The 23753-nt window shown below is 71.0% G+C and carries 19 protein-coding genes; 9 read left to right on the forward strand and 10 right to left on the reverse strand.

The genetic code is table 11. The features are described 5' to 3' along the window. Window positions 1-91: 91 nt before the first annotated feature. Entirely contained in the window at window positions 92-2245 is a 2154-nt protein-coding gene (locus GA0111570_RS14375; RefSeq protein WP_092612789.1) for a RecQ family ATP-dependent DNA helicase, read from the forward strand. A 92-nt stretch (window positions 2246-2337) separates the two neighbouring features. On the opposite strand, the gene GA0111570_RS14380 is transcribed toward GA0111570_RS14375, so the two are convergent. After that, window positions 2338-4065, reverse strand: coding sequence for an ATP-binding protein (locus GA0111570_RS14380; protein ID WP_139283265.1), 1728 nt, complete (start codon window positions 4063-4065; stop codon window positions 2338-2340). Between the two features lie 289 nt (window positions 4066-4354). On the opposite strand from GA0111570_RS14380, the gene GA0111570_RS14385 reads away from it, so the two are divergent. From GA0111570_RS14385 to GA0111570_RS14395, 3 genes are all read left to right on the forward strand, one after another. Then, the gene (locus GA0111570_RS14385; protein ID WP_092612794.1) at window positions 4355-5170 is read left to right on the forward strand and encodes a shikimate 5-dehydrogenase; all 816 of its coding nucleotides are present in this window, start codon (window positions 4355-4357) and stop codon (window positions 5168-5170) included. 84 nt (window positions 5171-5254) lie between these two features. Next, window positions 5255-6766: an MFS transporter gene (locus tag GA0111570_RS14390; RefSeq protein WP_092612797.1), complete on the forward strand. Its 1512-nt coding sequence runs from the start codon at window positions 5255-5257 to the stop codon at window positions 6764-6766. A gap of 94 nt (window positions 6767-6860) precedes the next feature. Continuing rightward, window positions 6861-7637 carry a trypsin-like serine peptidase gene (locus GA0111570_RS14395; protein ID WP_092612800.1) on the forward strand — a complete coding sequence of 259 codons (777 nt, stop codon included), beginning with the start codon at window positions 6861-6863 and terminating at the stop codon, window positions 7635-7637. Between the two features lie 32 nt (window positions 7638-7669). On the opposite strand, the gene GA0111570_RS14400 is transcribed toward GA0111570_RS14395, so the two are convergent. From GA0111570_RS14400 to GA0111570_RS14420, 5 genes are all read right to left on the reverse strand, one after another. Further along, the gene (locus GA0111570_RS14400) at window positions 7670-8686 is read right to left on the reverse strand and encodes a solute carrier family 23 protein (RefSeq protein ID WP_092612803.1); all 1017 of its coding nucleotides are present in this window, start codon (window positions 8684-8686) and stop codon (window positions 7670-7672) included. Further along, window positions 8683-10041, reverse strand: a complete 1359-nt coding sequence (locus tag GA0111570_RS14405) for a nucleotide disphospho-sugar-binding domain-containing protein (protein ID WP_092612806.1) — start codon at window positions 10039-10041, stop codon at window positions 8683-8685. The genes GA0111570_RS14400 and GA0111570_RS14405 overlap by 4 nt, the downstream gene beginning before the upstream one ends. Next, window positions 10016-11926, reverse strand: coding sequence for a glycosyltransferase (locus GA0111570_RS14410; protein WP_139283266.1), 1911 nt, complete (start codon window positions 11924-11926; stop codon window positions 10016-10018). Before GA0111570_RS14410 ends, GA0111570_RS14405 begins: the two co-directional genes overlap by 26 nt. Window positions 11927-12060: 134 nt before the next feature. After that, on the reverse strand, window positions 12061-12237 hold the full coding sequence (locus GA0111570_RS17885) for a dihydrofolate reductase family protein (protein WP_217634191.1): 177 nt from the start codon (window positions 12235-12237) through the stop codon (window positions 12061-12063). A gap of 283 nt (window positions 12238-12520) precedes the next feature. Then, a complete protein-coding gene (locus tag GA0111570_RS14420; RefSeq protein WP_175557518.1) occupies window positions 12521-13837 on the reverse strand; it encodes a YibE/F family protein in 1317 nt (438 codons plus the stop codon). Between the two features lie 223 nt (window positions 13838-14060). Here GA0111570_RS14420 and GA0111570_RS14425 point away from each other — a divergent pair, with 223 nt between their 5' ends. From GA0111570_RS14425 to GA0111570_RS14440, 4 genes are all read left to right on the forward strand, one after another. Next, complete coding sequence (locus GA0111570_RS14425) at window positions 14061-14597, forward strand: bifunctional adenosylcobinamide kinase/adenosylcobinamide-phosphate guanylyltransferase (protein WP_175557519.1); 537 nt, start codon at window positions 14061-14063, stop codon at window positions 14595-14597. After that, window positions 14594-15349 (forward strand): precorrin-6A/cobalt-precorrin-6A reductase, encoded by a 756-nt coding sequence (locus GA0111570_RS14430; RefSeq protein ID WP_092612821.1) that lies wholly within the window; start codon window positions 14594-14596, stop codon window positions 15347-15349. The genes GA0111570_RS14425 and GA0111570_RS14430 overlap by 4 nt, the downstream gene beginning before the upstream one ends. A gap of 83 nt (window positions 15350-15432) precedes the next feature. Further along, window positions 15433-17379, forward strand: a complete 1947-nt coding sequence (locus tag GA0111570_RS14435) for a DUF2207 domain-containing protein (RefSeq protein WP_092612824.1) — start codon at window positions 15433-15435, stop codon at window positions 17377-17379. 87 nt (window positions 17380-17466) lie between these two features. Beyond that, complete coding sequence (locus tag GA0111570_RS14440) at window positions 17467-17709, forward strand: hypothetical protein (RefSeq protein ID WP_092612827.1); 243 nt, start codon at window positions 17467-17469, stop codon at window positions 17707-17709. 25 nt (window positions 17710-17734) lie between these two features. Here GA0111570_RS14440 and GA0111570_RS14445 read toward each other — a convergent pair whose 3' ends face one another. The 4 genes from GA0111570_RS14445 to GA0111570_RS14460 all read right to left on the reverse strand — a co-directional run bounded on the left by GA0111570_RS14445 (window position 17735) and on the right by GA0111570_RS14460 (window position 22998). Beyond that, on the reverse strand, window positions 17735-19156 hold the full coding sequence (locus tag GA0111570_RS14445) for a sodium:proton antiporter (RefSeq protein ID WP_092612830.1): 1422 nt from the start codon (window positions 19154-19156) through the stop codon (window positions 17735-17737). Window positions 19157-19252: 96 nt separating this feature from the next. Continuing rightward, window positions 19253-19951, reverse strand: coding sequence for a TetR/AcrR family transcriptional regulator (locus GA0111570_RS14450; RefSeq protein ID WP_092612832.1), 699 nt, complete (start codon window positions 19949-19951; stop codon window positions 19253-19255). Beyond that, window positions 19951-22266 (reverse strand): YhgE/Pip family protein, encoded by a 2316-nt coding sequence (locus GA0111570_RS14455; protein WP_092612836.1) that lies wholly within the window; start codon window positions 22264-22266, stop codon window positions 19951-19953. The genes GA0111570_RS14450 and GA0111570_RS14455 overlap by 1 nt, the downstream gene beginning before the upstream one ends. Then, window positions 22267-22998, reverse strand: a complete 732-nt coding sequence (locus tag GA0111570_RS14460) for a P-loop NTPase family protein (protein ID WP_139283268.1) — start codon at window positions 22996-22998, stop codon at window positions 22267-22269. It lies immediately after the preceding gene. A 69-nt stretch (window positions 22999-23067) separates the two neighbouring features. Between GA0111570_RS14460 and GA0111570_RS14465 the strand changes: the two genes are divergently transcribed. Continuing rightward, complete coding sequence (locus GA0111570_RS14465; protein WP_092612842.1) at window positions 23068-23748, forward strand: hypothetical protein; 681 nt, start codon at window positions 23068-23070, stop codon at window positions 23746-23748. Window positions 23749-23753 lie beyond the last annotated feature (5 nt).

Genomic DNA, 23753 nt, shown 5'->3' on the forward strand with positions numbered 1-23753 from the left:
GCTCGTCCGCCAGCCTAGTCGGGAGCGCCGTCCCGCGCCCCGGACGTACGTGAGGTTCGGGGTTGTCTGTCCCATCGGGTTCACTGGACCCATGACGCTGCGTGACGATGCCCGTACGATCCTGCGTGACCTGACCGGGGTCGCGGAGGCAGACTTCCGCGACGGTCAGTACGAGGCGATCGAGGCGCTGGTGGCCGACCGTCGCCGCGCCCTTGTGGTACAGCGCACCGGCTGGGGCAAGTCCGCGGTCTACTTCGTCTCCTGCCTGCTGCGGCGCCGGCAGGGGGCCGGCGCCACCGTGATCGTCTCCCCGCTGCTGGCCCTGATGCGCGACCAGCTCGCGGCGGCGGAGCGGGCCGGCATCCGTGCCGCGGCGATCAACTCCGCCAACGCCACCGAGTGGGGCGAGACGATCGAGGCGGTACGGACCGGTGCGGTGGACCTGCTGCTGATCTCCCCCGAACGCCTCACCAACCCCCGCTTCCGCGAGGACGTACTGCCGACCCTGGTCGCGAACATGGGCCTGCTGGTGGTCGACGAGGCGCACTGCATCTCCGACTGGGGTCACGACTTCCGACCCGACTACCGGCGGATCCGCGACCTGATCGCCCAGCTGCCCGACGGTGTGCCGATCCTGGCCACCACCGCCACCGCCAACAGCCGGGTGATCACCGACGTCGCCGAGCAGCTGGGCGTACGCCTCGTGGGCGACGGGCCGGCCGACCCCGAGGAGGTGTTCGTGGTCCGGGGACCGCTCGCCCGCGACTCGCTGCGCCTGGGCGTGCTCCGGCTGCCGACCGCCCGGCACCGGCTCGGCTGGCTGCTCGCCCACCTCGATGACCTGCCCGGCAGCGGCATCATCTATGCCCTGACCATCTCCGCCGCCGAGGACACCGCACGGCTGCTGGCCGACCACGGGCACCGGGTGCGCTCGTACACCGGGCGGACCGACCCGGCCGACCGCGAGGCCGCCGAGAAGGCGCTGAAGGACAACGAGGTCAAGGCCCTCGTTGCGACCAGCGCCCTCGGCATGGGGTTCGACAAGCCGGACCTCGGCTTCGTCGTCCACCTCGGCGCGCCCTCCTCCCCGGTGGCCTACTACCAGCAGGTCGGCCGGGCGGGTCGCGCCGTGGAGACGGCCGACGTGCTGCTGCTCCCGGGCCCGGAGGATCGCGACATCTGGCAGTACTTCGCCTCCGCGTCGATGCCGAGCGAAGCCAGGGCCTCCGCCGTGCTGGCCGCCCTCGCCGAGGCGGACCGGCCGCTGTCCGCAGCCGCCCTGGAGGCCCGGGTCGACATCCGCCGGACCCCGCTGGAACTGCTGCTGAAGGTGCTCGCGGTGGACGGATCGGCCGAGAAGGTCCAGCAGGGCTGGCGGACGACGGGTGTGCCGTGGACGTACGACGCCGAGCGGTACGGGCGGATCGCCGCTGCCCGGACCGCCGAACAGGGCGCGATGGTCGAGTACGAGGCCGGCGCGGTCTGCCGGATGGAGTTCCTGACCGCCCAGCTCGACGACCCCCAGGCACACCCGTGCGGGCGGTGCGACGTCTGCCTGCGCGCCGCCGGGGAGCCGGCCTGGTATCCGCAGGACGTGCCGGGGGAGGTGCTGGCCGAGGCCGGCGCCCAGCTGGCCCACGCCGGGGTACCGATCGAGCCGCGCCGCCAGTGGCCCTCCGGGATGGATCGGCTTGGCATCCCGCTCAAGGGCCGGATCCCGGCGGGGGAGACCCTCGAGGAGGGGCGGGCGATCGCCCGGCTGACCGACCTGGGCCACGGCCGCAGTCTCCGGGAGATGTTCGCCCCCGACACCGAGGGACGCCCGGTCGATCGGCCGCTCCCGACCGAGCTCGCCACGGCCTGCATCCAGGTGCTCAGCGGGTGGAACTGGCAGGCCCGCCCCGTCGCGGTGATCGGGGTCGGTTCCGTCGGCCGGCCGGAGCTGGTCGCCTCCACGGTGGCCGGGCTGGCCCGGGTGGGGCGGCTGCTCGACCTCGGGGTGCTGCCGCTCCATGCCGGTGCGGGGCCGACCACGACGGGCAACAGCGCCTTCCGGCTGGCCTCGGTGTGGGACCGGTGGGAGGTGCCGGCCGAGCTCGCGGAGCGGCTCGCCGACCTCGCCGGCCCGGTGCTGCTGGTCGATGACCTGGTCGACTCCCGCTGGACGATGGCGGTGGCCGGCAGGCTGCTGCGGCGGGCCGGGGCGCCGGGTGTGCTTCCCCTGGCGCTGGGGGTCGCCGGGTGAGATCACTCAGACCGCATGGAGGAGAACTCACTGCAAGGGATACAGAAAGAGGGCCATGCTGCTGTAGCCGGCTCGCCGTGGAGGTTCGCACGTCATGTGCCAGTGATGGCCTGTCCCCGTGTGTACAGAGTCCCTTTCACCCCTTGCCCGCCTCGAACTGAGACAAAGCCTGCATCCATCATGGTCCTGAGAGCGTAGCGAGTCTGCGACTCCGAGAGTCCGGCTCGTTGCATGATCTGGTCGAGCGTCGCCGGTCCGTGGCCGAGCGCTTCCCAGACGACCGGCGCATTCCTGCTGACATGTGAGCCGGGACCGCCAGACAGCTCGGGAATGGGGAGGGTGTCCTGGTCCGGCTCATCGGCGATGTGCGGAGGACGCACGATGACGTGCGGTACAGGTGATCCGGGAGGGGCAGCCAAGAACTCCGGACGTATGGAGTAGGTCGTCTGCGCTCGTTGGCCACTTGTCTGAGCAAGCCCTGCCGTCACCAGACCTCGGAGCTCGGAACGAGCCTGGATGGAATCGATGGGTGCGAACTCTTTGCGGACCAAGCTGTTCGTCCATGTCTGCCCATGTCTCATGGACGTGACGATCTGCCTCTGCACGTCAGATAGCGGCGCCGCAGCCTTGGTCTCGCCCAGCCACGTGATGTCATCGGTTGCCAGAAGGGCGTGGCGGGGGACAAGAACTGTGAAACTGACACCCTTGTCGATGAAGGTGGGTGGTCGCATACTGGCCGATCGCAGTGCGCGCTGAACTTCCCGGATGCCACCTCCCTCGCCCTCGATCACGCGCGTACCGGAACTGGTCCGAGTGAGTTTGCAGATGTCGTAGAGGAACTCGTTGACTGCGGATTTGCCGCCCTCTGTTCCCAACTGTTCGCGGCTGACCCCGTACAGGCCCCCTGGGTTGCCGATGATCAGCTGGTCGTCGCGCAACCTCAGCTCGACGCGCTTGCTCCGGGTGTGTACGCCAAGGTCGCGGTGGACGAGTGCATTGGCGACAAGCTCCCTTACGGCCACCAGGGGAATCTCTGCCTCGTCGTGGCCATGACCGTCAGGACCGAAGCGGATGGCCGTCCTGGTGTTTCGTTGAACCCATTCCATGGCTCCTTCCAGCAGTGCGGGAACAGGGCCGTCCAGGTGGACGAGGTCTCTCGTGCGTTGCCCGCTGCGTGGGTCAAGTTGGACCGCGGCCGTAATCGACAGACTGGGAAGGAACTGCTGCGGATAGGAGCCCAGGGCGTAGAGTCCCGCCAGCGTCAGCTTCTTGCCATCCGGTGCCAGTACGGCTTTTCTCCGAAGGACGTCTTCGTCCGCCTGAGTGGAGAGTCTCCGAGACGTTGATCTGGCGGTCGTGAGGAAGTTGTGAAGCAACTCGTCGTCGAGGTCTGCGAGCGTCGTGCCATCAATGGCGACCGCTTCATGGCGGGGGCGTTGGCGTAGTGCCAGGATCTGCTGGACCTCCTGTTCACTCATGACATAGTCGCCGTCGGCTTGCCGAAGATATGCCTTGCCCCCGTAGCGGCAGGGTCTTTGGTCGGATGGGAGCCCGTTCACCGTAGCGACCACCAGGACGGCCCCATCCACCTCGGCTTCCTCGAAGGCCACCTGCAATGGTGGAGAAATGCCATTGCGGGCCTGACTGGCAATGCTGGCCTCGAGAGCCGCCGGCTCGCTCACTCCGACGGTGGCGAAGCCCGCGCGCTCATCAAGGCCCACGATGATTGTTCCCCCGTTGGGCATGTTGCCGAAGGCGCAGAGGGTCTCTCCGAGGCTCGGTACTCCGCCCGCGCCGAGCTTGACTTCGACCTCGGTCAAGTCACCACCGTGACCTTGGAGTTGCAGAAGCAAGTCCCCGAGCTGTTCGCTACTCCATGGCAGGACTGAAGACTAACAAGACTTGTAAAAGTTTAAAAGTCTCAGACCTGGCGTTGAAAGTGGTCCAAGTGCCAGAGTTGCAAGTTTCCCCATCTGGCTGCATGGGAGTGCGATGGCGACGCCCTGCCGCAATGGGCCGCTGACCGGCGTACGCCACCTGTCCTTGGGGGCTATCGGGTCCGGCCCGTAGAGTCGTACCGACCGACCGGCCTATCGCAGGAGTACCAAGGTGCCGATTCTCAACAAGGACATGACCCTGTGCATCTCGCTGTCGGGTCGCCCATCGAACCTCGGCACCCGGTTCCACAACTACCTCTATGACGAGCTCGGCCTGAACTTCATCTACAAGGCCTTCGGCACCGACGACATCGAGGGCGCCATCCGTGGCGTACGGGCGCTCGGGATCCGCGGCTGCTCGGTGTCGATGCCGTTCAAGGAGGCGGTGATCCCGCTGGTCGACGAGCTGGAGGAGTCCGCGGCGGCGATCGAGTCGGTCAACACCATCGTGAACGACAACGGACACCTGACCGCGTCCAACACCGACTACGAGGCCGTCGCCGAACTGCTCCGGCGGCACGCCGTCGATCCCTCCTCCTCGGTCCTGGTCCGCGGCTCGGGCGGCATGGCGAAGGCGGTGGTCGCCGCCTTCCGCGGGGCAGGCTTCGACGACCTGACCGTGCTCGCCCGCAATGCGACCGCCGGCCCGGCGCTGGCCGAGAAGTACGGGTACGCCTGGACCGACCACGACCCGGCCCCAGGGGCCGCGGTCATCGTCAACGTCACCCCGCTGGGGATGAACGGCCCTGACTCCGATGCGCTGTCGTTCGGCCCGGAGGCGATCGAGGCGACCGAGGTGGTGTTCGACGTCGTCGCCTTCCCGGCCGAGACACCGCTGGTCCGGGCCGGTCGGGACGCCGGGAAGCAGCTGGTCACCGGCGCCGAGGTGGTCGCCCTGCAGGCCGCGCGGCAGTTCGAACGCTACACGGGGGTGGCTCTGACTCCCGAGCAGGTCGCCCGGGCATCGGAGTTCTCCCGCGCCGAGTAGCCCCACCCCCCCTCGCCGGGACCCGCCCCGGGCTCGTACTGTCGTGTCGTCAGGACACAGGCGTCCTGAGCCCTAGGAGTCACCATGTCCAAAGCATCAGCAGAGCACCTCGCATTCCGACCCGGCAACGGGTGGTTGGCAGGGATCGTGCTCGCGGTCCTCACCTACTGGCTGTTCGCCCAGACGCTGCTCAACGTCATCCCGGGCATCTCGAAGTCGCTGGGGCTGCAATCCACCATCGCCACCTTGGCGGTGTCGATCACGGCCCTCTTCGGCGGCATCTTCATCGTGGTGGCCGGAGGTATCGCCGATCGGTGGGGCCGGGTCCGCATCTTCCGGATCGGCCTGGTCCTGAGCATGCTCGGTTCGCTGCTCGTCGTCCTGGCGCCGGCCCGGATGGGCGGCCTCACGACCACGCTGATCCTGGGCGGCCGCATCGTGCAGGGCTTCAGCTACGCCTGCATCATGCCGACGGCACTGGCGTTGATCAAGGCGTTCAACGACGGTGCCGACCGCCAGCGGGCCGTCTCGTTCTTCTCGATCGGCACCTTCGGGGGATCGGGGCTGACCGCGTTCTTCGGCGGTGCACTGGCAGCGACCTTCCTCGGCTGGAGGTCGATCTTCGTGCTCAGCATCGTGGTGGCCCTCGTCGCCCTCTTCCTGACCCGCAAGACCCCCGAGTCCCGCGCCGTCGTCGCCCCGAACGCCCCGGCGCGCGCCTTCGACTGGGGCGGCCTGGTCACGTTCTTCATCACCCTCGTCGCCCTGGACGTCTTCATCGCGGAGGGAGCGCAGCTCGGTTGGCTGAGTCTGCCGTCCCTCGTCCTGCTGCTCGTCACGGTCGTGGGCGCGGTCGCGTTCTTCAGGGTCGAGGCCAAGCGGATCGGGCGCTCCCCGTTCATCGACCTCTCCATGTTCAGGAACCTGCGCTTCACCGGCCCGGTCCTCGCCAACTTCCTGATCAACACCGGCGTGGCGGCGATCATGGTGACCCTCGGCCTGATGCAGAAGGGCGGCGGGTGGAACTCCTTCGAGGCCGGGCTGCTGACCCTCGGCTACGTCGTGGCGATCCTGAGCATGATCCGCGTGGGTGAGAAGCTCCTGCAGCGGTTCGGCACCAAGAAGCCGATGTGGTGGGGCACCTCGATCCTGCTGGTCGGCATCGTGCTGAACAGCCTGACGTTCCTGCCCAAGAACCTGTACGTGGTGGCCGTCGTCATCGGCTTCACGCTCTTCGGGGTCGGGCTGGGGCTGTTCGCCACGCCGGCAACCGACGCGGCCATCAGTTCGGTGCCCGAGTCCGAGGTGGGTGTCGCGTCCGGCATCTTCAAGATGGGCTCGTCCCTGGGTGGTTCCATCGGCGTCACGATCGCTGCGACCCTCGTGGCAGTCGGCGCCGCGGTGCCCGCCAGTGTGGTCGAGCGATGGGGGATCTTCAGCGGGTGGACGGTCGCTGCCGGCCCCGTACGATTCGGGTCGATGCTGGGACTGGGCTTCGTCGTGCTGGCGGCCATCCTCGTGCTGGTCGCCATCGCCCTCACCGTCCCCAACGCGGACCAGGAGAAGGTCGCCCAGGAGAAGGCGACCGCTCGCTGAGACCCGCGTCCCGGGCACGGGCGGCCACCTCCCACGCATGCGAAACTGTTCCCAGAAGCGGGGGACGAAGGGGGCTGGTTTGACGAGGTTGCGCATGGACAGGCGTCTGCTCACGACCGTTGCGGTCGCCGTCGTCCTGGTCTCGGTGGCGTACGTGGCTCCAATCGCCGCCCAGGGCCACCTCCCCTCGGCCTTCCGGCGGCCACCCACCCACACCGCGGCTCGCGCCTCGACGACTCCCACTCCGGGGGGCGCTGCCGCCACGGCCGCATCCACCCCGGCCGCATCCACCCCGACCGCATCCGCCACCCCCACGCCGACGCGCACGCTGAAGGACATGCATGCCTGGATCGTGCAGGCGTCCTGCACCGCCGACGTGCTCGACAGCCCGTCCGGATCCTGGTTGCTCACCGCCGCCCACTGCGGTGCGAGCGACTCGGTCCAGGCCGCGGGACGGACCTGGACGGTGGTGGACGAGGTCACCACCGCTGACGTAGATTCCGCCGGCGCCGACACCGAGGACCTCCGGCTCCTGCGGGTGGACGGGAACATCGAGGCCGCTGTCGGCGGTGGCTTCGTCGTGGGGACCGCGCCCGCGGACGGCGCCATGGTGTCGATCTGGGGCTATCCGTCGGCCACCGGAGAACTGACCGGTTGTGACGCCCTGACGGTGAGCGCGGCGGCCGACGGGCTCTCGGTCGATTCGTGCAACCTGCCGGACGGGACGAGCGGATCGCCGTGGTACGGCGCCGATGGCGTTCTCCGTGGCCTGACCGGCGGTCCCAACGAGGGCGGCACCAGCGACTGGGACTCCGAGTCGATCCGGTTCACCGACGGGACCGTGTCCTGGATCAGGTCCGTGGTCGGCTGAGGCGAGGACCTGCGACGTACGGACCCAGCGGACTAGCGGTCCTCGTGCTGCGCGCCGGCTCCCGCCGACGCGCCGGTACCGGCTCCGCGCCCGTTGAAGACCGCGTTGAGCGTCACCGCCGAGAAGGCGGCGAGCAGGATCCCGGACTCGACCAGCGGACGGATCTCGGCGGGCATCCACTGGCTGAAGTTCGGCGCCACCAAGGGGATCATGCCGATGCCCAGCGAGATCGCGACGACGAACAGGCTGTTGCGGCTGGCCGCGAAGTCGACGCCCGAGAGGATCCGGATGCCGCTCGCGGCGACCATGCCGAACATCGCGATGCCGGCGCCGCCCAGGACGGAGGTGGGTAGGGCCTCGACCAGGGCGCCCATCTTGGGGATCAGCCCCAGGACCACCAGGATCCCGCCGCCGGCGACGCAGACGAAGCGGCTGCGTACGCCGGTCACCCCGACCAGCCCCACGTTCTGGCTGAACGAGGTGTATGGGAAGGTGTTGAACACGCCGCCGATCAGGGTGCCGAGCCCGTCGGCGCGCAGGCCGCCCGAGAGCATCCTCGGGGTGACGGGCCGCCCGGTGAGCTCGCCGAGCGCCAGGAACATGCCGGTGGACTCGATCAGCACGACCACCATGACCAGCGACATGGTCGCCACCATGATCGGGTCGAAGAGCGGCGTACCGAAGTGGAAGGGCGTGACGAGGGCGAACCAGTCGGCCCGGACGACCTTGGCCAGGGAGACCTTGCCCGCGAAGGTGGCGATGATGCTGCCGACCACGATGCCGAGCAGCACCGAGATGTTGGCCACGAAACCCTTGCCGAAGCGCGCGATGAGCACGACGGTGAGCAGGACGACGGTCGCGATGCCGCAGGCGAAGAGGTCGGCGGAGATGAGGAAGGCGACGTCCTGCGGCGCCAGCCCCAGCGCGCGGCCGACGATCAGTGGCACGGCGATCGCGCCCGCGTACATCACCAGCACGTGCTGCAGGCCGAGCGCGAGCAGCTTCGGTGCTGCCGGGATCTCGTCGACCGGATGGGTGGTCGTGCTCATCGTGCACCGCCTTGGTCGGGGTCGGGGTCGGGGTCGGGGTCGGGGTCGGGTTCATCGGTGGCCAGCATCGCGGCCCGGGCCCGCTGGGCCCCGGGGGTGGTGGTCAGCTCGTCGGCCAGTCGGGTGAGCCGGTCGCGGGGGTCCGGCCCGAGGCCGAGCAGCCGGACGGCTGCTGCCCGCAACTCGTCCGGGGAGGCCGTGTTGGGGTCGAGGGCCTCCCCGAGGCCGGCGTCCTCGAGGGCCGCGGCGCCGGCGAACTGGTCGGTCGACAGCGGCAGGAGCAGCAGCGGGACGCCGGCGGTCAGTGATTCGGTGACGCTGTTGTTGCCGCCGTGGGACACCGCCAGCGCCGAGTGCGCCAGCAGCGTCACCTGCGGCAGCACCGCACGGACCAGCCAGGACTCGGGGACCGGCCCCAGGGCCTCCGGCGGCGTGGAGCCGCTGGCGAGCGCGACCCGGACGGCGAGACCGCGCAGGGCCTCGGCGATGGTGGCCAGGACGTCGGAGCGCACCGACAGGAAGCTGCCGAGGCTGACGTAGACGACCGGAGCGTCGCCGGCGGCCAGCCAGGCCTCCACCTCCGGGTCCGGATCCTCGGTGCGGACGGCCGAGCCGAGGAAGGCGTGCCGGCCGAGCAGGGCGGTACGCGCCGGCGGGTGCAGCTCGCCGGGGTAGTTGAGCAGGAGCACGTCCCCGGTCTCGGCGAAGGCGTCCGCACTGGCGGGTGCCGCCGGGTCGAGGGCGGCCAGGGCCCGGTTCCACTGCGTGGTGAAGTCGTCCCGGACCCGGGTGCAGAGCCGGTGCAGGTCGGCGAGCGCTGCGGCGTCGGGGTGCAGGCCGCGCGGCCACGCGGGCGGGTAGCCGTACACCTCCTCGCCCACCGTGAGCGCCGACGGATGCCCGAGCACGACGTCGCCGTGGCGGACGCCGGCCCCGGTCAGGGCGAGCCGGGCGCTGAACGCGAGGTGGTCGACGATCACCTGGTCGGGGCGTACGTGCTCGACCACCCGCTGCACCTGCCGGGCCACCGTGAGCGGGTCCCACAGCAGGTCGTCGCCGCGGGCGGCGGCCTGGAACGCGAGCGTCTCGACGGCGCCGCGCCGGGTGGCCTCGAAGAAGCCGCGCAGCGACTCGTCCTCGCCGCGTGGCTGGTCCTCCGCGCGGATCACCCCGGGGTTGGACCCCCGGCCCAGCTGCAGGTGCTCGCGCTCGAAGCCGAACCCGCGGACGATGGCGTCCGTCGCCGGGCCGGTGGCCACGACCACTCGCTCGCCGGCCTGCTGCCAGGCGGTCGCCAGCGTGGCCAGGGGGTACAGGTGCGAGGCGTAGTCAGGACTGATGACGAGCAGGGTCACGGGTGACCTCCAGGTAGATGGCGGCAAGGGCGGAGGCCATCGCCTCGATGCTGAAGCGTTCGGCGACCAGGCGCCGGGCGCGGTCGGCCCGTTCGCCCGCGGCGGGGGCGGAGGCGAGGTCCAGCGCGGACGCCGTTCCGGCGACCAGGGCGGTCGGCGACCCGGTGTCGACCAGGAACCCGGTCACCCCGTCGTCCACGTACGTCGCCGGACCCCCTTCCAGCGGGGCGACCACGACCAGGCCGGAGGCCATCGCCTCGAGGATGGCGATCCCGAACTCCTCCTTCAGGCTCGCCGATACGTAGACGCCGGCGGGCGCACTGAGTCCCGGGCGGCCGTGGCGGACGGCCGCCAGCCACACGGCGACCGTCGCGTTCGGGCGGTGCCCGGCGAGCAGCAGGCCCCGGGCGGGCCCGTCCGCGCGGGGGACGGCGGCATCGATCCGGGCCAGCTGCCCGGCCTCGTCGTCGGTTGGCCGGTCCAGGTCGCCGCCGACGACGAGCAGGTTGCATCGGGCGGCAAGACCGGGGTGGGCGGCCCATGCCTCGACCAGGGTCGCCATGCCCTTGACCCGGTGCAGCCGGCCCACGGTGATCGCCAGCGGCAGACCTCGGCGTTCGGGCGGCAGGGCCGACAGCAGGGCGTCGAGCGAGGCGAGGGCCCCGGTAGTGGCGGCCGGCACCGGGACGCCGTGCAGGGAGTCCGGGACCTCGCGCGACGCGCGCTCCAGCGGGGCCAGGTCGACGCCCTCCGGTACGACGCTGACCCGGTGCCTGCTGTCGTCGGGGTCGAGCTGCAGCAGGTCGCGCAGGTCGCGGGCCAGGTCGGTCCGCGGGAACACCACGAGGTGGGCGGCCTGCTCGGCGAGGTCGCGCAGCAGCCGTACCCGGAACACCAGGTGCTCGGCCAGGTCGGCCGCACCGAAGGTGCCACGGGTGAGGGCGCCGGACGCCTCACGCGAGGCGATCAGGGCGTGCGGGTCGGGGGCCAGGGTGAGGACGGTCGGGATGCCGAGCGTACGGGCCACGTCGGCGGCGGCCCACGACCCGACGTCCGCCATCCGCAGGTGCAGGACGTCGACCCGCTCGGCGCGGAGGATCCGCCGCAGGCCGCGACGGACCGGGACGCGGAGGGCCCAGCTGTCCGGGGCGGCCCGGACCGGCCCCGGCAGCGGTACGGACAGGTACCGGTGGCCGGGCCCGGCGGGGACGTGGTGGGGGCGGTCCGCTGCGGCGGGTCCGCGGGACACGGTGAGCACCCGGCCGATCCCGTCCTCGGCCAGCAGGGCATCGCCCAGGTGGACCAGGAGCGTCGCGATGCCGCCCGTGTCACCCTGGCCGGAGTGCAGCAGGTCGCCGTCGATGTCGGCGTGCAGGAACAGTTGGGCGACGGTGAGGCCGCGAACACCGTCGTGATCGAGGGCGTCCAGGTCGTCGGGGACGTCCAGGTCATCGGGCTCCCGGCCATCCGGCTCGGCCGGCGCGTCCCCCCAGGCCTCCAGGGTCGCCTCCGCCAGCGTGCCGGTGAAGTCCCCCGCGGCGGCCATCGTGGCCAGCACGTCCACGGCCTCGGGGAGGCGCGGCGAGGCCGCCAGCGCCCAGGCCGCGTGGTCGCGGAGGAAGGACGGGCCCGATCCCAGCAGGGGCACGACGAGCGCGGACGCCGCGGTGGTCCCTGCGGCAGCGGCGGCATGGACGGCGGCGATCGCGGTCAGCTGGTCGGAGGAGTCGGCGATGGCCGCGGCCAGGAGGGGTTCGGCGGTGGGCCCGTCGGCACGTGCCGCTGTGATCAGCGATTCGACCAGCCCCAGCCCTGCCAACAACGTCGGGGCCCGGCGGATGGCCTCGAGGCCGTCCCGGGTGGTCACTACCGCGTTCGGACTCACGCTGGCGATCCTAGCGGTGGGGATGTCTCCCTACCTGTTCGGCAACCGCGTGATCGGGACGGGCCAGGGCCCTCTCCCGACGAGAACGCGAGCGGTCCTGGGGCCGAAAGAGAACGTGGGACCGGTGCCTTCCTTCACCGGCGGCGGCAGTGCGCGATGATCACGCCCTTGGTGGTCGCCACGCTGCTGGTGAGGTCGAGTTCGGTCGGCAGGGCAGCACCCTCGAACAGCCGCCTGCCGCTGCCCAGGGTCAGCAGGCAGATCACCAGCGTGTAGCGGTCGACCAGGCCCGCGGCGTGCAGGGTTCGCACCAGCGACGGCGACCGAATTGCGGGGTGGTGACGGCCGCGTGAACAGCAGATGACACCGGTGTAATTCTCCACATTGTGGATAACCCTTGTGGACAACTTTGCGGGTGGTGTGGACGGGCGGTGCCTGCCTCATCCCGCCATAGCCCACGCAATTGCGCCCTCCAGATGAACGTCGCGTGACCGGAATGTGACGAAAGGGTCGGCGTTGTCCCAAGGCCAGATCGCCGGGACCCCGGGTCGTTGTGGACAACCCCGGGTCCCGGCGATCGATGGCCGTACCTGTTCAGTCGGTCGAGAGCGAACCCTCCGGCCGCGGGTGGTAGTCGTCCACGTCGACCAGTTCGTCGCTGGTGTTCAGCGCGTACACCTTGCCGGAGTCCAGTTCCTCGGACGGGGTCCCGCGGCGGCTGACCAGCAGCGCGCCGATGCCCGTGGTCAACGGCATCGCCAGGGTCAGGCCGATGGCGCCGACGAGGGTCCGCAGGATCTCGACGGCGAATTGCTCCGTCATGATCGTCGAGTAGAGCGGGCGGTCGTACATCGCCAGCAGCAGCAGGACCGACATGCTCGCACCGGCCGTGGCGAAGACGATGGTGTAGACGGTCGAGGCGATGTGGTCCCGGCCGATCCGCATCGCCTGGCGGAAGATCTGCGGGCCGGTCCGGCGCGGGTCGTCGGCCAGCTCCCACACCGCAGAGGCCTGGGTGATCGTCACGTCGTTGAGGCCACCCAGGGCGGCGATGATCATGCCGGACAGGACGACCGCCGTCAGCTTCATGTCCGGGGCAGCGGCCGACAGCGTGTAGTCCTCCTCGGAGGCCACGCCGGTCAGGTGCCCCCAGCTGAGCGCCACGTACGACAGCACGGCCGCCAGCACGAGCCCGAACAATGTGCCCAACAGGGCCGTGGTTGTTCGGGTGTTGAAGCCATGGGTGAAGTAGAGCGCCACGAACATGATGGCCGAGGCCCCGATCAGCGTGACCAGGATCGCGTTCGACCCGGAGATCAGCGCGGGGAAGATGAAGGCGACCATGATGAACGCCGCCCAGGCCAGGCCGATCACCGACAACAGGCCTCGTCGGCGTGCCACCGCCACGGTGACCAGCAGGAACGCGATCGCGAAGAACACCACGGGTCCGGTCCGCGCGAAGTCGGCGAACTGGTAGTTCGCCTGGCCGTTCAGGGTCGGCACCCGATAGACGACGACCCGCTGGCCGGGCTGGACCCCTGACTTGAAGATCGCCGAGGTCGTGTTGACCTGGACGTCCTTGCCCTTGTCCTCGCCCTCGAGCAGCTGGACCGTCAGGGCCGCGCACGTCTGGGCGGCCGAGGACGTCGAGCCCTCCAGCCCGGCACAACTGATCTCGTTGACCGCCATCACCTCACCCTTGGGCATGGTCATGCCCGGGACGGAGAACTGGGCGACGTCCTTCTGGATGTGCTGGGACGTGTTCGTCGGCCACAGCAGCACGAGCCCGACCAGCGTCCAGATGGCCAGTGGCACCAGGATGACGATCAGGATCTGTGAGGCGCGACGTTGGCGCAGGCGGCCCTCGACCGTCGAGGGCTCGCTGTGGGTATGGGAATGAGAGTGCGACACGATGACTGCCTGGTCTCCCTCGTGGTGCGGGCAGGACGACACCACGCTACCGTGACGTTCCCCCGGAAGCGGGACATCGACGCCGCTCAGACGCGTCCGGTCCACCCGCTCGGCCATCGGGAACGGCAGATGTTCCCCAGGCAGAGGAACACCACCTCCATCGGGACGCCCACCTGCTGGGTCATCGGTCCCCTCCTGTCGCGGCCTCCCTAGACTGAAGCACGTGCCTCGCACCATCGTCACCGGGGGCGTCCGGTCCGGGAAGTCCACCTATGCCGAGGCCCTGCTGTCGGCCGAGCCGCGGGTGACGTACGTCGCTCCGGGCCCCGTCCCCGATCCCGGCTCCGACCCCGACTGGGCGGCCAGGATCGCCGCCCACCGCTCCCGGCGTCCTGCTACCTGGACCACCGTGGAGACCGCCGATGTCGCCGCAGCGATCCGCGAGGCCCGGACCCCGGTGCTGGTCGACTGCCTGGGCACCTGGGTCACCCGGACCATCGACGACCTGGGCACCTGGGACGTCCCCCGCGACGAGTGGCAGGACGACTTCTTCGACCGCCTGGACGACCTGCTCGGCGCCTGGACCGCGAGCGAGCAGACCCTGGTGGCGGTCACCAACGAGGTCGGCTGGGGCGTCGTGCCGTCCTACCCCTCGGGTCGTACGTTCGCCGACCTGCTCGGCCGGACCAACCAGGCCCTCGCCGCGGCCAGCGACCGGCTGGTGCTGATGGTCGCCGGGCGCCCGCTGGAGCTCCCGTGACCTTCCTCGTCCTGGGCGGCACCACCTGGTCCCGCGAGCTGGCCGTCCGGCTGCAGCTGGCAGGCATCCCTGTGGTCTGCGGCCTGTTGGGCTCCGACGACCCGCATCCGCTGCTGCCGGTCGAGGTCATCCGTGGCGGATTCGGGGGAGTGGAGGGCCTGGCCGGTTTCCTGCAGTCCCGCGGGATCCGCGGCGTGGTCGACGCCAGCCATCCGTTCGCCACCGAGGCAGCGAACGAGGCGTCCGCTGCCAGTGCGGCGGCCGCGGTGCCGATCGTCCGGCTGGCGCCACCCACCTGGCTCGCCCAAGGTGGCTCCGCGCGCTGGCGCTGGGCGGAGGACGACGAGCATGCCAAGGCCATCGTCGAGGCCCTCGGGGTGGTCCGGCCCTTCCTCAGCGTCGGGAGCGAGGCGCTGGCCGCCTACCTGGACTGGCGGGATCGCTACGTGCTGGCCCGCGTCGCCCGGCTGCCCCGCTGGAAGGTCCCCTCCCGGTGGGAGGTGATCCGCTCCGGGGAGCCGCACGCGTACGCAGCGGAGTTCGCGCTGCTGTCGAGCCGGCGGATCGGCGTGATGGTGACCAGGGACACCGGTGGCCCCCTGGACGCTCCGAAGCTGCGCGTGGCCGAGGACCTGGGCATCTTCGTGGTGATGATCGCCCGGCCCCCGATGGTGGCCGGGCTGCGGGTGCTGCAGGACGTCGATGATGCGTACGGCTGGGTGTCGCGACACTGGAGGCCGCAGGACCGCTGAGACGTCGATCACCGGCCCACCGGCTGCCGCGGGACATCGGCGTCGGGCAGCCGGTTGCCCCCCGCCGAGCCTACTTTGGAGGTATGGCAACGTCGCTCGGCCGGATTCCTGTCCACGTCCACCTGCGCCTCCTGAGCCGCTTGGCGGCCGCCCTGCTGCTCGTCGCCGGGCCGCTGCTGGTCTCGCCCCTGTTGGCTGGAGCACCCGCGCACGCCGCGGACACCGATCCCATCCGGCGGATGGACGTTACCGCGGTCGCCGACCGCCAGGGCGGCACCCTGCACGTCACCCAGGACTTCGACATGGAGTTCACCGGTGGCGGCGACCACGGGCCCTTCGTCTACCTGGTCACCCGGCAGGCCATCGCCGGGGACGACTCGCGCTGGCGGGTGCTGGAGGTCAGCAACCCCAAGGTCACCAGCCCCACCGGCGCGCCCGCCAAGGTCACGGTCGAGAAGGCCGCCTCGACCTACGGGGTCCGGATCGGAGACCCGAACCGGACGGTCAAGGGCACCCAGCGCTACGTGCTCACGTACGACCTGTCCGGCGTGGTCAACCCGAACGCCACCGGCGGCGCCGGTGACGAGGTCAACTGGAACGTCATCGGCACCGGCTGGGAGGTCCCGATGCAGGACGTCACCGTCACCATCGAGGGCCCCGCAGCCGTGACCGGCACCGCCTGCTACGCCGGTGACCCCCAGAGTGGCGCACCCTGCACCGCGACAGCCAGCGAGGGCAACCGCGCCGTCTTCAGCCAGGCCGGCCTCGGGGCCGGGCAGGGCCTGACGGTGGTCGGCCAGTGGCCGGTCGGTACCTTCGTCGGCGCCGAGCCGGTCTACGTCGCGCGGCACACCGCCGGTGACTACCTGCGGCCCACCGCCGGGGCGTTCGGGGTCGGCCTGGGCAGCCTGGCGGTGCTCGGCGCCCTCGCGCTGCTCGCCTTCCGCCGGTTCGGCCGGGACCAGGCGTACGTCGGCCTGACCCCTGGCCTGATGCCCGCACCCGGCCAGCAGACGTCGATCGGACCGCGTCGCAGGACCCCCGTGGCCGTACGCTTCACCCCGCCCGAGGGCGTCACCGCCGGCGAGATCGGCGTGCTGGTCGACGGCCGGGCCGGCACCAACGACGTCGTCGCCGGCATCGTCGACCTGGCGGTCCGCGGCTACCTGCGGATCGACGAGACGGCGCCTCCGCTGAGTGAGGACGACAACACCCTGAAGAAGGCGCTCGCAGGCATGAAGGGCTCAGCCGGGACCTACACCGACTGGCGCCTGGTCCGCCTCCAGGCGGATCGTACGGTGCTGCCCCGGCACCTGCAGGTGCTGGACGAGAAGCTGTTCAGGAAGAAGCCCGACCCGCTGCTGCGCGACGACCTGCAGCAGGCGATCGCCGGCATCATGATGTCCAGCAAGTCGGCGCTGCTCAAGGACATGGTGGCCCGCGGCTGGTACCGGCGGAACCCGGCCGTCCAGCAGGGTATCTGGCTCCTGGCGGGCGTCGGCCTGATCGCCCTCGGCGTCCTGCTCGGCATCGCGCTCGGCCTGGGCCTGGGCTGGGGGCTGGCCGGCATCGGCCCGATCGTGGCCGGTATCGCCGTGTTCGTCGCTGCCTTCTTCGTCTCCTCCCGGACCGCTGAGGGCAGTGCCGTGCTCGCCCAGGCCGAGGGCTTCAAGGAGTACCTGCTGACCGCCGAGGCCGACCAGATCAGGGTCGAGGAGGACCAGGACGTCTTCTCGCGCTACCTGCCCTGGGCCATCGCCTTCGGGGCGGAGTCCCACTGGGTCGGCGTGTTCCGCGAGATTGCCGCGTCCGGGCGGCCGGTGCCCGAGCCGTACTGGTACCACAGCTGGGCGGGCGTCTCGGTCTTCGCCGGCGACAACGCCTTCTTCGGCGCGCAGGGATCGTTCATGGACGCCGCCTCCCACAGCGGGGTCTGGGCCGCCGGCTCCGGAGGCGCCGGCGGGCTGTCCGGGATGAGCGGGGGCAGCGTCGGCGGTGGCGTCGGCGGTGGGGGCGGCGGCAGCTGGTGAGGCGCCACAGGTGAGGCCCGTGGGGCTGCTGCGGCACGGGCCCGCGTGGCTCTGCCGGGATGGCCCGGCGACTCCTACGATGAGGGCATGTCCATCTACCGCGAGGCTGCCCAACTGCTCGAGCGTGACCTGCGCGGGCTGGTCGCCGAGTCCGACATCGACTCGGCCCGGGCCCGGGGCGACCAGTTGCTGCTGGTCCAGACCTACCTGAGGCAGGCCCGCGACAAGGGCTTCCCGATCCGTTCCGACACCGCCGCGGCCCTTCGCGACATCACCCCGCCCAAGGGGAACCTCGACGCCGCCGCGCTGGAGGGCCTCGAGCTCAACTGAGCAGGGGGCGTCCTGGCGCTCGGGCTCAGTCGGTCCGGCCGACGCCCACACCGGCCGGGATCCGCGCCGCACCCTTGGTGCCGCGGATGTTGGCGACCGCCTGGAGCACGACCAGCGCGGTGACCACCAGGCCAAGGACGTTGGCCCACAGCGGCTGGGCGATGAACAGGCACACCATCGCGACCAGCACCGGGACCAGGTACCGGAAGGTCCACACGATGTAGCCGCCGAACGAGGGCATGCCCACCCCGGCGCTCTCGGCCACCGACTTCACCATGAAGTTCGGGCCGTTGCCGATGTAGGTGATGGCACCACAGGTCACCGCGCCGAGGCTGATCGACAGCAGGTAGATCTCGGGTACCCCGGCCACCAGGGTCTCGCCCGGCAGCTTGGAGGCCATCTCGAAGAAGGTGGCGTACGTCGGGGCGTTGTCCAGCACCGAGGAGAGGCCGCCGGTGAAGATGAACAGGGTGATCTCGTTGAGCGGCAGCTTCGGGGCGATGTCGCCCAGGTAGTGCAGCGCCGGGATCATGGTCAGGAAGATGCCGACGAAGAGGGCGGCGACCTCCCCGATCGGGCCCCAGGTGAACTTGTTGTCGTCGTAGCGGACCGTCCGGCTGCCCAGGAAGTACGACGCGCCGGCAGCGCCACCCATCAACAGCTCACGCCAGGGGACGTACGCCGTCCAGGCGGCATGGCCCTCCTCGATCGCGTGCAGGTCGAGGGAGGGGACGAGGGCGACGCCCAGGATGATCACCGCGAACCAGACCAGGTTGCGCCGGCCGCGGAAGCGCAGCGGCTCGATGTTCGTGTCGTCGTACACCAGGTCGGCCAGGCCCTCGGCCCGGTAGGCGCGACGATCGAGGGCGAAGTAGGTGAGCAGCAGCATCCCGTTGATGAAGGCCCACTCCGGCAGCATCGTGAACGTCCAGGTGAACGGCACCCCGCGCAGGAAGCCCAGGAACAGCGGCGGGTCGCCCAGCGGCGTCAGCAGGCCGCCGTTGTTGGCGACGACCAGGATCGTGAAGACGACCGTGTGCACCCGGAGCTTGCGCTCCTGGTTGATGTTGAGCAGCGGGCGGATCAGCAGCATCGCGGCGCCGGTGGTGCCGATGAACGAGGCCAGCACGCCGCCGATCGCCAGGGCGACCGTGTTGTTGCGCGGGGTGGCCCGGATGTCACCGGTCATGAAGAAGCCGCCGGCCACCACGAACAGCGCGAACAGCAGCGCGATGAACTGGACGTACTCGACCACGGTGTGGAAGACCACGGTGGGCCCCAGCAGGAACCACATCCAGATCGCCACCGGCAGGCCGAGGACCAGGGACAGGCCCAGCTGGAACCGTACGTTCTCCCAGAGGTGCTGGGTCTGCGGGGCCAGGGGCATGACCGCGATGCTCGCGAGCATGATGACGAAGGGGATCAGGCCCCACCAGGGAACAAGCATGCCGCGGCCTCCATTGCAGACGGATGTAGTGCGAAACGCTACTGGCGGCTCCGATGGTTCACGGTAGCGCTTGCCGGAAGTTGGCTGCCGGCTGAGTCAGGCCTGAAGGCCGCTGATCGTCGCCATCAGGGCGGCCTGGACGTCCTCCACGCTGCGCCCCGGATGGAACGTCGCCCGGTCCAGGGCGGAGAAGACCAGGGCGCCGACCACCGCGACGGCGATCATCTCGAATTGGGCGGCGTCGGGCGTGGCGGTGGTCCGTCCCGCCGTGGCCCGCTCCGCGTGCACCTCCGCGATCACCGTGGCGACCGGCGCGACCAGGGTGGCCCGCGCCGCGGGCAGCTGGTCGCTCCAGGGCCGTTCGGCCCGGAACAGTTCGGTGAACAGCACCTGGCAGGTGGCCGGGTCGGCGTCGAAGGCGCGCAGCATGGCCAGGATCGTGGCGTTCAGTGCCTCCCAGCCGGCGTACGGTGTACGCGCCTGGTCGGCCACCGCGGAGATCCTCGCCGCCGCCTGCTGGACCACCGCGAGGCCGAGGGCCTGTTTGGAGCCGAAGTTGTAGAACACCGTGCCCTTGCTGACCCCGGCACGATCGGCGACGTCGTCCATCGAGGTGGCGCTGTAGCCGCGTTCGGCGAACAGCTCCAGTGCGGCGTCCAGCAGCCGCTCGCGCGTCGCCAGCCGGCGGGCCGTACGCCCGTCGCCGGTCGGCGCGGTACCGCCCACAGCGCCGGTCTCCACAGCGCCGGTCTCCGCGGCGCCGGTCTCCGCGGCACTGCCCGGACTAGTGGTCATCAGACGGTCACCGCGGGGTGGAGGCGCTGCATCGTCCAGACCCGGCGACGCATGGCACCCCAGGTGCTGACGAGCAGGCTGAGTGCGATCACCCCGCCAAGGTAGGCCACCGCGAGGTGCACCTGGGGACCGAGGTCCCCGGTGATCGTGCCGCGTAGCCCGTTCACCACGTGTGTCATCGGCAGCCAGGGATGGATCGCCCGGAAGAAGGCGGGGCTGGTGTCGGCCGGGTAGGTGCCACCAGCAGAGGTGAGCTGGAGCATCAGCAGGATCAGGACCAGCACCCGGCCGACGGCCGGGCCGACGAGGATGTTGATCGTCTGCTGCAGCGTCAGGAAGGCCAGCGCGACCAGCAGGGTGAACCCGACCGTCGCCAGCGGGTGGGCCAGGTGCAGGCCGAGCGCGCCGACCAGCACGGCCAGGAGCAGGCCGACCTGCACCACGGCGACGACGGCGCCGGGCAGCCAGCTGGACAGTACGACTCGCAGTGCGGGGGCGGGCGCGGCAAGCGAGCGGTCGGAGACCGGGCGCAGCAGCATCCAGGTGATCAGGACGCCCACGTACAGGGCCAGGCCCATGAAGTAGGGCGCGAACCCCTCGCCGTTCGACTCGGCCTGGTGCACCCAGGCGGAGTCCAGCGACACCGGGGCGCTGATCACGTCGGCGTTGGCCTGCTGGGCCCCGCTGTCGAGGGCGGGGATCCGGCCGACCGCGTCGACGAGGCCGGAGGCCAGGGCGTGCGTTCCGTCGGCGAGGGTGCCCAACCCGTCGCGCAGGGTGGTCGCACCGGTGTGCGCGGTGTGCGTCCCGTCGGCCAGCGCGTGGGCGCCGCCGGCGAGGGTGTCGAGCCCGGTAGCCAGGTCCGTGGCGCCGGAGTCCGCGGCGACCGCTCCGTCGTGCAGGTCGGTGGCTCCCGTGGCCAGGGTGCCCGCGCCGTCGGCGAGCGTGCGCGATCCGTCGGCGAGCCGCTGGGAGCCATCGACCAGTTTCCCGGTGCCCGCGGACAGCGCCGTGGCGCCGGTCGAGAGTTTCGCGGTGCCGGCGGCCAGGTCCTGGGCGCCCTTGTCGGCGGCGGTGATCCCGCCGACCAAGGCGTCCGCGGAGGTGGCGAGTGCGGCGTTGCCGTCGGCGACCTGCTGGGCTCCGGCGGCGAGGGTCCGGACCTGCTGGTCCAGGGCCGTCGTCCGGCCGTCCAGCTGGTCGAGTGCGGCGTACGCCTGCTGGACCCGGGGGTCGTCGGAGGGGATCGTGGACAGGGCTGCGCGCAGCTCTGTCGAGGCGGTGCCGACCTTGGTGGCAGTGGTCGAGACGCTGTCGGCGAGCTGCCGATTGCCGGCGGCGACCTTGGCCGAGCCGTCCGCGAGCTGCTGTGTCGCGGCGGGAAGGGTCGAGGTCCGGGAGGCGAGGGTGTCCAGGCCGGTGGCCAGCTGGTGGGCGCCCCGGTCCACCTGGCCCGCGCCGGTGGCGAGGGAGCCGGCGCCGGAGTCGAGGGTCTTCGCGCCGGTGTGCAGCGTGTCGGCGCCGGTCGCCAGGGAGCCGGCCCCGGTCTGCAGGCGGGTGGCGCCGTCGGCCAGCCGGCCCGCTCCATCGACCAGTTGTCCGGTGCCTGCGGCCAATTGGTGGGCGCCGGTGGCCGCGCTGTCGGTGCCGGTCGCGAGGCGGGCCGCCCCGTCGTCCAGGCCGGCCAGCCCGTCGGTGAGCGCGGTGGATCCGTCCCGGGCGCTGTCGGCGCCGGTGCCGAGCTTCGTCGCCCCGTCGGAGGCCGTGACCAGGCCCGCTCGGATGTCGGAGGTGCCGACCAGCAGCTTGTCGACCATCTCGGCACCGAGGGAGTCCGAGGCGGCGGTGCGCACCTCGCGCATCACCGAGGACACGACCGTACGGGCGGTGAAGCCGTTGGCGTCGTTGTAGTCGACCTGGAGCGGGGCCGTGACCGGGTCGGTGGTGCCCGCAGTTGTGACGGCACGGGAGAAGCCGGCCGGGATGGTGAGGACGGCGTAGTAGTTCCCGTTCACCAGGCCCTCGTGGGCGGTCTGCGCATCGGTGGTGTGCCACTGCAGCGTGCCCTTGTCGACCAGTCGGTCGGCCAGCTGCCGGCCGGCCTGCACAGCGGTGCCGCCAGTCGCGGCGCCGGTGTCCTGGTCGACAATGGCGACCGGGACCCGGTCCAGGTGCCCGGTCGGGTCCCAGAACGCCCACAGGTACAGAGCGCCGTACAGCAGTGGGATCAGGCAGGCCGTGACGATGGCCAGCCGCTGCATGCGGCTGCGGGAGAAGCGGCGCAGTTCGGTGCCGATGCGCAGGTAGCGGAGCATTCAGAGGACCTCGATGGGTGTGGCGGGCGGAAGCGGGGTGTCGGCAGAGCGAGCGGGGACGGACAGCGGGCCGTGCGGGTCGATCGCCTCGACCTCGGGCGGCACCAGCTCGCGGGCCGCCGCGGAGGCGACGACGGTCAGGTCCGGCGAGGTGAGCCGCTGCAGGGCGCGCCAGGTGACCAGTTGGTCGGCCGGGTGGTGCAACGCGTCGATGTCGTCGACCACCAGCAGGTGCGGGCGGCCGAGGAGGGCGAGGGAGATCGCCAGCAGGGTCCGGTCCAGGGCTTCCAGTCGCCAGATCTGCTCGTCCGGTGCCGGTGGCGTACGGTCCGCGAAGACCTGCTCCAGCGGACCCTGTACCGACCGGTCGCCCCACCCCGGGATGCGGCGCCACAGCGGGACGAGCAGTCCGGCGCGCTCGCGGAACAGCTCGCGGGGGGTGAGCCCGTCGTCCGGGGCGTCGATGTCGGCGAAGTTGGCCAGCGCGCTGTGGCCCTGCACGTACGCGGTCGAGCGAGGCAGGGGGCGGTCGAGGACGGTCAGCGTACCGGCGGTGAAGCGCATCCGGCCGGCGAGCGTGAGCAGCAGGCTGGTCCGGCCGCCGCCCTCGGGCGACACCAGGCCGATCAGCCGGCCGGCCGGCACGTCCAGGTCGATGGGGCCGTAGACGGGACCACGGGAGGAGGCCAGCTGCAGCTCGCGGGCGCGGATCACGCACGGTTCATTCGTCACCATCTCTTTATACTGACCGGTCAGATTAAAAACAAATGGAGGGTGGGTCCATGTCGTAGGCTGGCATCCGTGAACGCATTCGCCAGCCTGGTGGTGTGGTTGGCGCCCCTGACCGTCCTCGCGATGATCAGCCCCGTGGTCTTCCTCAACGCCTCCACCGTTGCCGCCAACCGAGGTCCCAGTTACCGCTGGCGCTTCCTGGCCGGCAACGCCGTGGTCCTGGCCGTGCTCGGCGCCCTGGCGATGGGACTGCTCGGCGTCGCGGCCGAACAGGCAGCCCTGCGCGAGCTGTCCTCCCGCTGGGTCGACGGGGCGCTCGGTGCCCTGCTGGGCGTCCTGGCGGCGAGCCTGCTGCGGGGACTGCTGCGCGACCGGGCCCGGCGAAAGGCCCACCAGGTCGCCGGCACGACCGACGTGCACACGCCGGCCTCCCTGCCGCGGAGCCTGGGTGGGTGGGGCGCGCTCGGCATGGTCACCAACCTGACCACGGTCTCGCTGTACGTGGCCATGGCGCAGCGGATCGGCGTCGCGGAGCTGCCGCTGGCCGTACGGATCGTGGTCCTGCTCGTCGTCACCACCCTGGTGCTGGTGCCGGCATGGGTGCCGATGGTCCTGGCTGCGGCGCTGCCAGGACGTACGCCGATGACCCCCGCCACCCTGCGACGGGTGTCATCGTGGACCCGTGGCTTCGCCTTCCTGGCCAGCTCGTTCGGTGCGATCTACCTGGTCATCCACGCCGTTCTGGCCTGAGAGCT

It is taken from the genome of Raineyella antarctica, assembly GCF_900092135.1.
Taxonomy (GTDB): domain Bacteria; phylum Actinomycetota; class Actinomycetes; order Propionibacteriales; family Propionibacteriaceae; genus Raineyella; species Raineyella antarctica.